Source organism: Roseovarius sp. MBR-154, from assembly GCF_053628595.1.
This window is the reverse complement of the sequence record NZ_JBRJGR010000005.1, coordinates 270,261-280,256: the sequence shown is the minus strand read 5'-3', so window position 1 is coordinate 280,256 and position 9,996 is coordinate 270,261. Positions and strand designations below refer to the sequence as shown.

The following is a 9,996-nucleotide window of genomic DNA, read 5'->3' as shown; positions in this document are numbered from 1 at the left end:
GCGCCGACGACAAGATCGAGGCGATGAAATCCGCCGGCATCACCGTCGCCGACAGCCCCGCAGGCCTCGGCGAGGCCGTGCTCAAGGCAATCGGCTGATGCCCACCGGCCGGGCGGGCCAAAACGCCGCGTACAAGCGGCGTCCAAGCGGTTTGCATACCGCTTGGGAAGGCTTATGCAAATGCCTTCCCCGCCCGGCCACAACCCGCCACACGAAGCTGCGCGACAGGGGCCCGGCAGACGGGCCTCTTTCCCGAGGCTTCATCGCGACCGGTCGGGAGGACCACAAATGACGGACCAGAGTCCTAATGATCTTTTCCACGCTTCCAGCTTCATGCAGGGGCACAATGCCGAGTATCTCGAGCAGCTTTACGCCCGATATGCCAGCGATCCGAATGCCGTGGACGAGGCCTGGCGCGGCTTTTTCGACGCGCTTGGCGACGGCGATGACGATGTCCGCGCCGAGGCCGCAGGCCCCTCCTGGGCGCGCGCCGACTGGCCGCCGATGCCCTCGGATGATCTCACCGCCGCGCTGACCGGCGAATGGCCCGCCGAGGCCGAAGGCCGCGACGCGGGCAAGAAGATCGCCGCCAAGGCCGCCGAAAAGGGCGTGAACCTCAGTGACGACGACATCAAGCGCGCGGTGCTCGATTCCGTCCGCGCGCTGATGCTCATTCGCGCCTACCGCATCCGTGGCCACCTGATCGCAGAGCTTGACCCGCTCGGCCTGCGCGATCACGGCCACCGCCCGGAGCTTGACCCGAAATCCTACGGCTTCACCGAGACCGACATGGACCGGCCCATTTTCATCGACAACGTGCTGGGCCTTGAGGTGGCGAGCCTGCGCGAGATCCTCGCCATCGTCAAACGCACCTATTGCGGCACCTTCGCGCTGCAATACATGCACATCTCCGACCCCGAGCAATCGTCGTGGCTCAAGGAGCGGATCGAGGGCTATGACAAGGAAATCAGCTTTACCCGCAACGGGCGCAAGGCGATCCTCAACAAGCTGGTGGAGGCCGAGGGCTTCGAGAAATACCTGCATGTGAAATACATGGGCACCAAGCGCTTTGGGCTGGATGGCGGCGAGAGCCTCATTCCGGCGATGGAGCAGATCATCAAGCGCGGCGGCAATCTCGGCATCGAGGAAATCGTGATCGGCATGCCCCACCGGGGCCGCCTGTCGGTGCTGGCCAACGTGATGGGCAAGCCCTACCGCGCCATTTTCAACGAGTTTCAGGGCGGCAGCTTCAAGCCCGACGAGGTCGACGGCTCGGGCGACGTGAAATACCATCTCGGGGCCTCTTCGGACCGCGAATTCGACGGCAACAAGGTGCACCTGTCGCTGACCGCCAACCCCAGCCACCTCGAGGCCGTGAACCCCGTCGTTCTGGGCAAGGTCCGCGCCAAGCAGGATCAATTGGGCGACACCGAGCGGGTGAAGGTCATGGGCATCCTGCTGCATGGCGACGCCGCCTTTGCCGGGCAGGGTGTGGTGGCCGAGGGCTTTGGTCTGTCGGGCCTCAAGGGGCACAAGACCGGCGGCACCATGCATATCGTGGTCAACAACCAGATCGGCTTTACCACCGCGCCGCATTTCAGCCGCTCCTCGCCCTATCCGACCGATATCGCGCTGATGGTCGAGGCGCCGATTTTCCACGTCAACGGCGACGATCCCGAGGCCGTGGTGCACGCCGCCAAGGTGGCCACCGAATTCCGCCAGAAGTTCCACAAGGACGTGGTGATCGACATCATCTGCTATCGCCGCTTCGGCCATAACGAGGGGGACGAGCCGATGTTCACCAATCCCCTGATGTATAAAAAGATCAAGCAGCAGAAGACGACGCTCGCGCTCTATACCGAGCGGCTGGTCAAGGACGGTCTCATCCCCGAGGGCGAGATCGAGGACATGAAGGCCGCGTTTCAGGCGCATCTTGCCGACGAGTTCGAGGCCGGCAAGGACTACCGCCCCAACAAGGCCGACTGGCTCGACGGCAAATGGTCCCATCTCGACCGCAAGGACGAGGATTACCAGCGCGGCGAGACCGCGATCACGCCCGAGACCATGGCCGAGGTGGGCCGCGCGCTGACGCTCCCGCCCGAAAACTTTACCCTGCACAAGACCGTCTCGCGCCTGCTCGAGACCAAGGCCGAGATGTTCAAATCCGGCACCGGCTTTGATTGGGCCACTGCCGAGGCCCTGGCCTTCGGCTCGCTGCTCACCGAGGGCTACCCGGTGCGTCTCTCGGGGCAGGACAGCACGCGCGGCACCTTCAGCCAGCGCCATTCCGCCCTGATCAATCAGGATGACGAGGAGCGCTATTACCCGCTCAACCACATCCGCGAGGGGCAGGCGCAATACGAGGCCATCGACTCGATGCTCTCGGAATACGCCGTGCTCGGGTTTGAGTATGGCTTCAGCCTCGCAGAGCCCAACGCCCTCACCCTGTGGGAGGCACAGTTCGGCGATTTCGCCAACGGCGCGCAGATCATGTTCGACCAGTTCATCTCCTCGGGCGAAAGCAAATGGCTGCGCATGTCGGGCCTCGTCTGCCTTCTGCCGCATGGCTACGAGGGCCAGGGCCCGGAACACTCCTCGGCGCGTCTGGAACGGTTCCTCACGATGTGCGGCGGCGACAACTGGATCGTGGCGAACTGCACCACGCCCGCCAACTACTTCCACATCCTGCGCCGCCAGTTGCACCGCACCTTCCGCAAGCCGCTCATCCTGATGACGCCGAAATCGCTCTTGCGGCACAAGATGGCGGTGTCGAAGACCGAGGAATTCACCACCGGCTCCTCCTTCCACCGGGTGCTGTGGGACGATGCACAATATGGCAATTCCGACACCGAACTGGCCCCCGACAAGCAGATCAAGCGCGTCGTGATGTGCTCCGGCAAGGTCTATTTCGACCTGCTCGAGGAACGCGACAAGCGCGGCATCACCGATGTCTACCTGATGCGGATCGAACAGTTCTACCCGTTCCCGGCCATGTCCATGGTCAAGGAGCTGGAGCGCTTCAAGGGCGCGGAAATGGTCTGGTGTCAGGAAGAGCCCAAGAACCAGGGCGCCTGGTCCTTCATCGAGCCGAATGTCGAATGGGTGCTCACGCGCATCAAGGCCAAGCACAAGCGGCCCGTTTACGCAGGCCGCCCCGCCGCCGCCTCGCCCGCCACGGGCCTGGCCAAGCAGCACAAAGACCAACAAGAGGCGCTGGTGGATGCCGCGCTGACCATCGAAGGGAAATAAGTGATGAGCACCGAAGTTCGTGTCCCCACCCTTGGCGAATCCGTCTCCGAGGCGACCGTGGCCACATGGTTCAAGAAGCCCGGCGATCCCGTCGCCGCGGATGAGATGCTGTGCGAGCTGGAAACCGACAAGGTGACCGTCGAGGTGCCCAGCCCCGCCGCGGGCACCATGGGCGAGATCGTCGCCGCCGAGGGCGAGACCGTGGGCGTCGATGCGCTCCTCGCCACCATCACCGAGGGCGACGCCAAATCCGCCCCCGCCAAGGACGACAAGAAGACCAAGGACGACAAACCCAAGACCGCGCAGGCCGCCTCGGGCAGCAATGGCGACAAGGGCAACACCGACGTGATGGTCCCGACGCTTGGCGAATCCGTGTCCGAGGCGACCGTCTCGACATGGTTCAAGAAGGTCGGCGACAGCGTCTCGCAGGACGAGATGCTGTGCGAACTCGAGACCGACAAGGTCTCGGTCGAGGTGCCCGCCCCCGCCGCAGGCACGCTCTGCGAAATCCTCGCGCAAGAGGGCGACACCGTGCAGGCCGGTGGCAAGCTCGCCATCCTCTCCGGTTCAGCCGATGGCACGATCGAGCCGCAGACCCGCCCCGAGCCGTCGGATGAGGCCAGCGACGACACGCCCGCCGCCTCCGGCAAGGATGTCGAAGATGCGCCCTCGGCGAAAAAGGCGATGGCCGAAAAGGGTGTCAGCCGCGATCAGGTGCAGGGCTCGGGCCGCGATGGCCGCGTGATGAAGGAGGACGTGGCACGCGCCGCCGCCGCCGCCACGCAGGCCCCCGCCGCCGCCGCCACCCCGGCACAGGCGCCGCGCGCGCCCAGCCCGGCCGAGGATGCCGAGCGCGAGGAACGGGTCAAGATGACCCGCCTGCGCCAGACCATCGCCCGCCGCCTCAAGGACAGCCAGAACACGGCGGCCATGCTCACCACCTATAACGAGGTGGACATGACCGAGGTCATGGCGCTGCGCAATGAATACAAGGACGAGTTCAACAAGAAGCACGGCGTGAAACTGGGCTTCATGTCCTTCTTCACCAAGGCCTGCTGCCATGCGCTGAAAGAGGTGCCCGAGGTCAATGCCGAGATTGACGGCACCGACATCGTCTACAAGAACTTCGTCCATATGGGCATCGCGGCGGGCACGCCCACCGGCCTTGTCGTGCCGGTGATCCGCGACGTGGATCAGATGAGCTTTGCCGCCATCGAAAAGGCCATCGCCGAAAAAGGCGCCCGCGCCCGCGACGGCAAGCTCTCCATGGCCGAGATGCAGGACGGCACGTTCACCATCTCCAACGGCGGCGTCTACGGCTCGCTGATGTCCTCACCGATCCTCAACCCGCCGCAATCGGGCATCCTCGGCATGCACAAGATCCAGCAGCGCCCGATGGTCGTCAACGGCGAGATCAAGGCCCGCCCGATGATGTATCTGGCCCTCAGCTACGATCACCGCATCGTCGACGGCAAGGGTGCCGTGACGTTCTTGGTGCGCGTCAAAGAGGCGCTGGAAGACCCGCGCCGGTTGCTGATGGATCTGTGAGCGATCCGGATTACGAATGGGACGCCGCCAAGGCCACGCAAAACATGGCCAAACACGGCGTCCCGTTCGAGACGGTCACCGGGTTCGACTGGCGCACGGCGATCGAGGCCGAGGACACGCGCTATGACTATGGCGAGACACGGATGCAGGCTCTTGGCAAGATCGACGGCAGATACCACGTTCTTGTCTACGCTTGGCGTGGCGACCGTATCCGCGTAATCTCGCTGCGCAAGGCCAACCGGAGGGAACTACCATGAGCATACGTCCCAAGCCGCCCGAAGGCTTTGACGAGAACCCGCCCCTCGACGCGGATTTCTTCGCCCGCGCCCGCCCCGCCGCCCCCGGCGAAGCCGCCCGCCTGCGCGCGGTGCTGGAACGCATCGTGAAGGCACATGAAGAGGGTCGCCCCGTGGATGACGCGATTGCGCAGGCGCGAAAGGCGCTGACGGGGGCGGAGTGAAGTTTTCGGGAAACCCTTCACGCAGAGAGGGCAAGCCCGAGCTCGAGGATGGCCTTATTCCGCGGAGTACGTGAATTGGATTTCTTAGCTCTCCTCACGGCATTTGGTGTAGGGTCAATAGTAACTGCCATCATTCAATTCTGGCTGTCTGCTCGTGCCACAGAGAAGCAACGTATGTACGATGAACGGAAAGAAGCTTACGTCGGCCTCCTTCACTCTTGGAAGGAATACGAAAGCAAAGAACCGAGTGATGAAGGTGCCTTCGAAATAGGGCATTGGTTGCTTCGTGCACAATTGGTCGCGCCTAAGCCCACGTTGCTTCACCTCAATAGGTGGGAAGAAACCCCCGTTGGTAGCCAAGAACGCATTGAAGCGACGAGGGCTCTCAAATCCGCCATGCGGAAAGACTTATGTTCGTTTTAGTCGATATGGATCACATGACCCCCGAACTCACCGCCCTCACCCTCGCCGCGCTCCTGCAGGTCGTCCAATACCTGCTCTACGCGGTCCCGGCCAATCTCGAACTTGGCCCCGGCTACACCATGTCCGCCCGCGACCGCGAGCCGTCGAAACAGATGTCCGACGGCACCGCCCGACTGGGCCGGGCGCTGAACAACCATTTCGAGGGGCTGATCCTCTTCACCATCGCCTGCGTCACCATCACGCTCTCTGATCAGTCAACCCCCGTCACCGCCGCTTGCGCGTATACCTACCTCGCCGCCCGCGTGGTCTATATCCCGGCCTATTACCTCGGCCTGCGCCCGTGGCGCTCGCTGATCTGGGCGGTTGGCTTTCTCGCCACCCTGCTCATGCTCTTGGCGGCGCTCGTCTGATGCTTCATCTTGCCAAAAATATTCCGGGGGAATTGGCCGCAGGCCAAGGGGGCAGCGCCCCCAAACCCCACCGACGCAATACCGACAGAATACCGACGCGATACCGACGCGCAAAAACGAAAGGACTCTGACCCATGGCATCCTATGACGTGATCATCATCGGCTCCGGCCCCGGCGGCTATGTCTGCGCCATCCGCTGCGCCCAGCTGGGCCTGAAAACCGCCGTGGTCGAGGGCCGCGATACCTTGGGCGGCACCTGCCTCAACGTCGGCTGCATCCCCTCCAAGGCGCTCTTGCACGCCAGCCACATGCTGCACGAGGCCGAGCACAATTTCGCCAAGATGGGCCTCAAGGGCAAGTCGCCTTCGGTCGACTGGAAACAGATGCTCGCCTACAAGGATGACGTCATCGGCCAGAACACCAACGGCATCGAATTTCTGTTCAAGAAGAACAAGATAGACTGGCTCAAGGGCTGGGGCTCGATCCCCGAGGCGGGCCGCGTCAAGGTCGGTGACGAGACCTTTGATGCCAAGAATATCATCATCGCCTCGGGCTCCGAACCCTCCAGCCTGCCGGGCGTCGAGATCGACGAAAAGGTGGTCGTCACCTCCACCGGCGCGCTGGAATTGCCCAAGGTGCCCAAGACCATGGTGGTGATCGGCGCAGGCGTCATCGGGCTCGAGATGGGCTCGGTCTATGCCCGTCTGGGTGCGGACGTGACAGTGGTCGAATATCTCGACGCGATCACCCCCGGCATGGATGGCGAGGTTCAAAAGAGCTTCCAGAAAATCCTGAAAAAACAGGGTATTAAATTCATCATGGGCGCCGCCGTGCAATCCGTCGACGCGCTCAAGACCAAGGCCAAGGTCAACTACAAACTGCGCAAGGATGACAGCGAACACCAGCTTGACGCCGATGTGGTGCTCGTCGCCACCGGCCGCAAACCCTATGTCGATGGCCTCGGCCTCGACAGCTTGGGTGTCGAGAGAACAGAGCGCGGCCAGATCAAGACCGACGACCACTGGCAGACCTCGGTCAAGGGTGTCTACGCCATCGGCGACGCCATCGAAGGTCCCATGCTCGCACACAAGGCCGAGGATGAGGGCATGGCCGTCGCCTGCGTGCTGGCGGGCCAGCATGGCCATGTGAACTATGGCGTCATCCCCGGCGTGATCTACACCCACCCCGAGGTCGCCAATGTCGGTGAGACCGAAGAAACCCTGAAAGATCAAGGACGTGCCTACAAGGTCGGCAAGTTCTCCTTCATGGGCAACGGACGCGCCAAGGCGAATTTCGCAGGCGACGGTTTCGTCAAGATCCTTGCCGACAAGGAGACCGACCGCATCCTCGGCGCGCATATCATCGGGCCGATGGCGGGCGATCTGATCCACGAGATCTGCGTCGCGATGGAATTCGGCGCGGCGGCCGAGGATCTGGCCCTCACCTGCCACGCGCACCCCACGTACTCCGAAGCGGTGCGCGAGGCCGCGCTCGCCTGCGGCGACGGCCCGATCCACAGCTGATCCGGCACGGCGGGGGCCTCCCCCGCCGCTACCCGTCAGGTCTTTGGCTTGTCGTCGTAATCGTCGCTCAGGATACGCCGCGCGTCGCCCTCGGGGTCGTCATACTGGTTGCTGCGCACCGTGTAGACAAAGGCCACGAGGCCGAGTCCGCCAAGGACGAGCGATATCGGGATCAGGTAGGTGAGGATATTCATCGCTTACCTCAATCTCAGGGCATTCAAAGACACCGTAATCGAACTGAGCGACATGGCCAAGGCCGCGATCAGCGGCGTCGCCAGCCCCGCCACCGCCAGCGGCACGGCGATGATGTTGTAGACTGTGGCGATGCGGAAATTCTCACGGATGCGTCGGGTGGCAGATTTGGCCGTCTCGCAGGCGGCCCCGATGGGCGAGAGGTCATTGCCCAGAAGCACGATATCCGAGGCCACCCGTGCGGCATCGAGCGCCGTGGCAGGCGAGATCGACACATGGGCGGCGGCCAAGGCGGCGGTATCGTTGAGCCCGTCGCCCACCATGAGCACATGCGCGCCCTCACCGCGCAGCGCCTCGATGCGGGCCGCCTTGTCGGCAGGAAGCGCCTCGGCCATCCACTGCGGGATACCCAGACGTTGCGCCAGCGCCTCGACCGCCGGGGTGGTGTCGCCCGACATCAGGATCACGCGCTTGCCCTGTGCGACCAGCGCCTGCACCGCCTCTTCTGCGCCGGGGCGTAGGGCGTCGGTGAAGGTCAGCGCCAGCGGGGCCGCCGCGCCGATTTTCAGATAGGTCGCGGTCTGTGCCAACCCCTCGGCCCCGGTCCAGCTTGCGCGGCCCAGCCGCACCTCCTTGCCTGCCGTCATCCCCTTGGTGCCATAGCCCGGCACCTCGGTCACCTCTGCCACCGCCGCCGCCGCATAGCCCGCCGCGCGCGCCGATTTGGTGATCGCCTGCGCCAGCGGATGCGAGGAGCCCTGCGCCAGCGCAAGCGCCGTCTCCACCGCCGCGCGCGGCAGGGCATCGAGATTGGTCAGATGCGGCGTGCCGGTGGTGAGCGTGCCGGTCTTGTCGAACACCACCGTATCCACCTGCGCCAGTCGCTCCAGCGCGGTCTCATGCTTGATCAGCATCCCCCGCCGAAATAGCCGCCCCGAGGCCGCCGTGGTGACCGCTGGCACCGCAAGGCCAAGCGCGCAGGGGCAGGTGATGATCAGGACGGCGGCGGCGATGTTGAGTGCCGTGCGCATGTCCCATGTATAGAGATACCAGCCGGCGAAGGCGAGCGCCGACAGGATATGCACCCCCGGCGCATAAAGCTTGGCCGCGCGGTCGGCGAGCGAGGTGTAGCGCGAACGCCCCGATTCCGCGATCGCCACCAGATCGGCCATCCGGTGCAAGGATGTCTCCGCCCCCACAGCACTCGCACGGATGGTCAGCGGGCCGGTCAGATTGACCTCGCCCGCACTGACCGCCTGCCCTTCGCCTGCAAAGACCGGGAGCGTCTCGCCGGTCAGCAGCGAGCGGTCGATCTCCGAGGTGCCGCTGACGATCTCGCCATCCACCGGCATCCGCCCACCGGGCCGCACGAGGATCAGATCGCCCACGGCCAGTTCGGCCACATTCACCACTTCTTCGACGCCGTCCCTCACCCGCGTCGCGCGCGGCACTTCGAGCGCGGTCAGTTCCTCCGCCGCCGAACGGGCAATTGCCCGCGTCCGGTGATCGAGATAGCGCCCGGCCAGCAGGAAGAACGTCAGCGCAAGCGCTGCGTCGAAATAGGCATGCTCGCCCGACAGCATCGTCTCCCACAGCGAGGTGACGATGGCCAGAACGATAGCCAGAACGATCGGCACATCCATGTTGAGCCGTCCGTTGCGCAGCGCGGCCCAGGCATTGCGAAAGAACGGCACGCCGGAAAAGGCAATCGCGGGCAACGTGATCGCCGCCGATATCCAGTGGAACATGTCGCGCGTCGCGTCCTCGGCCCCGGACCAGACCGAGACCGACAGGAGCATGACATTCATGCTGGCAAAGCCCGCCACCGCCAGCCGCATCAGCAGATCGCGGCCCGCGCGGTCCGTCGCCGTGGCATTGAGCGTGCCCGCATCGAGCTCATGCGCCTCGTATCCCAGCCCCTCTACAAGGGCGCGCATCTCCTCTGCCGTCACCTCGGGGGCGGCGTCGATGCTGGCGCGCTTGAGCGTCAGGTTGACACGCGCGGAATTGACCTGCGGATGATCGTTCAGCGCCCGCTCGATCTTGGAAATGCAGGCCGAGCAATGGATCGTCGGCAGCGACAGGGCGATCTGCGCATTGGGCAAATCGCGCGCCGCCAATGCCTCTGCCGCCGGGGCGGCGGAACAGGCCGGACAGGCCGACGGCGTGGGGCGCATGGGGACGGTCATAC

General features: G+C 64.4%; 8 protein-coding genes and 1 pseudogene. 7 read left to right on the top strand and 2 right to left on the bottom strand.

The features are described 5' to 3' along the window. From ACSSV4_RS09525 to lpdA, 7 genes and pseudogenes are all read left to right on the top strand, one after another. Positions 1-98: pseudogene (locus tag ACSSV4_RS09525) on the top strand (succinate--CoA ligase subunit alpha); the annotation flags it as partial. A gap of 190 nt (positions 99-288) precedes the next feature. Next, the gene (locus ACSSV4_RS09520) at positions 289-3,249 is read left to right on the top strand and encodes a 2-oxoglutarate dehydrogenase E1 component (RefSeq protein ID WP_454274904.1); all 2,961 of its coding nucleotides are present in this window, start codon (positions 289-291) and stop codon (positions 3,247-3,249) included. A 3-nt stretch (positions 3,250-3,252) separates the two neighbouring features. Then, entirely contained in the window at positions 3,253-4,797 is a 1,545-nt protein-coding gene (gene odhB / locus ACSSV4_RS09515; RefSeq protein WP_454274903.1) for a 2-oxoglutarate dehydrogenase complex dihydrolipoyllysine-residue succinyltransferase, read from the top strand. Next, positions 4,794-5,054 (top strand): BrnT family toxin, encoded by a 261-nt coding sequence (locus ACSSV4_RS09510; protein WP_336430171.1) that lies wholly within the window; start codon positions 4,794-4,796, stop codon positions 5,052-5,054. The genes odhB and ACSSV4_RS09510 overlap by 4 nt, the downstream gene beginning before the upstream one ends. Continuing rightward, positions 5,051-5,257 carry a hypothetical protein gene (locus tag ACSSV4_RS09505; protein WP_454274902.1) on the top strand — a complete coding sequence of 69 codons (207 nt, stop codon included), beginning with the start codon at positions 5,051-5,053 and terminating at the stop codon, positions 5,255-5,257. Before ACSSV4_RS09510 ends, ACSSV4_RS09505 begins: the two co-directional genes overlap by 4 nt. A gap of 437 nt (positions 5,258-5,694) precedes the next feature. Further along, the gene (locus ACSSV4_RS09500; RefSeq protein WP_454274909.1) at positions 5,695-6,090 is read left to right on the top strand and encodes an MAPEG family protein; all 396 of its coding nucleotides are present in this window, start codon (positions 5,695-5,697) and stop codon (positions 6,088-6,090) included. A 134-nt stretch (positions 6,091-6,224) separates the two neighbouring features. Continuing rightward, entirely contained in the window at positions 6,225-7,613 is a 1,389-nt protein-coding gene (gene lpdA / locus ACSSV4_RS09495) for a dihydrolipoyl dehydrogenase (protein ID WP_454274901.1), read from the top strand. Positions 7,614-7,648: 35 nt separating this feature from the next. Here the strand turns inward: lpdA and ccoS are convergent, their stop codons facing one another. Beyond that, a complete protein-coding gene (ccoS, locus tag ACSSV4_RS09490; RefSeq protein WP_454274900.1) occupies positions 7,649-7,807 on the bottom strand; it encodes a cbb3-type cytochrome oxidase assembly protein CcoS in 159 nt (52 codons plus the stop codon). A 3-nt stretch (positions 7,808-7,810) separates the two neighbouring features. Further along, positions 7,811-9,994 carry a heavy metal translocating P-type ATPase gene (locus ACSSV4_RS09485; protein WP_454274899.1) on the bottom strand — a complete coding sequence of 728 codons (2,184 nt, stop codon included), beginning with the start codon at positions 9,992-9,994 and terminating at the stop codon, positions 7,811-7,813. Positions 9,995-9,996: the final 2 nt, after the last annotated feature.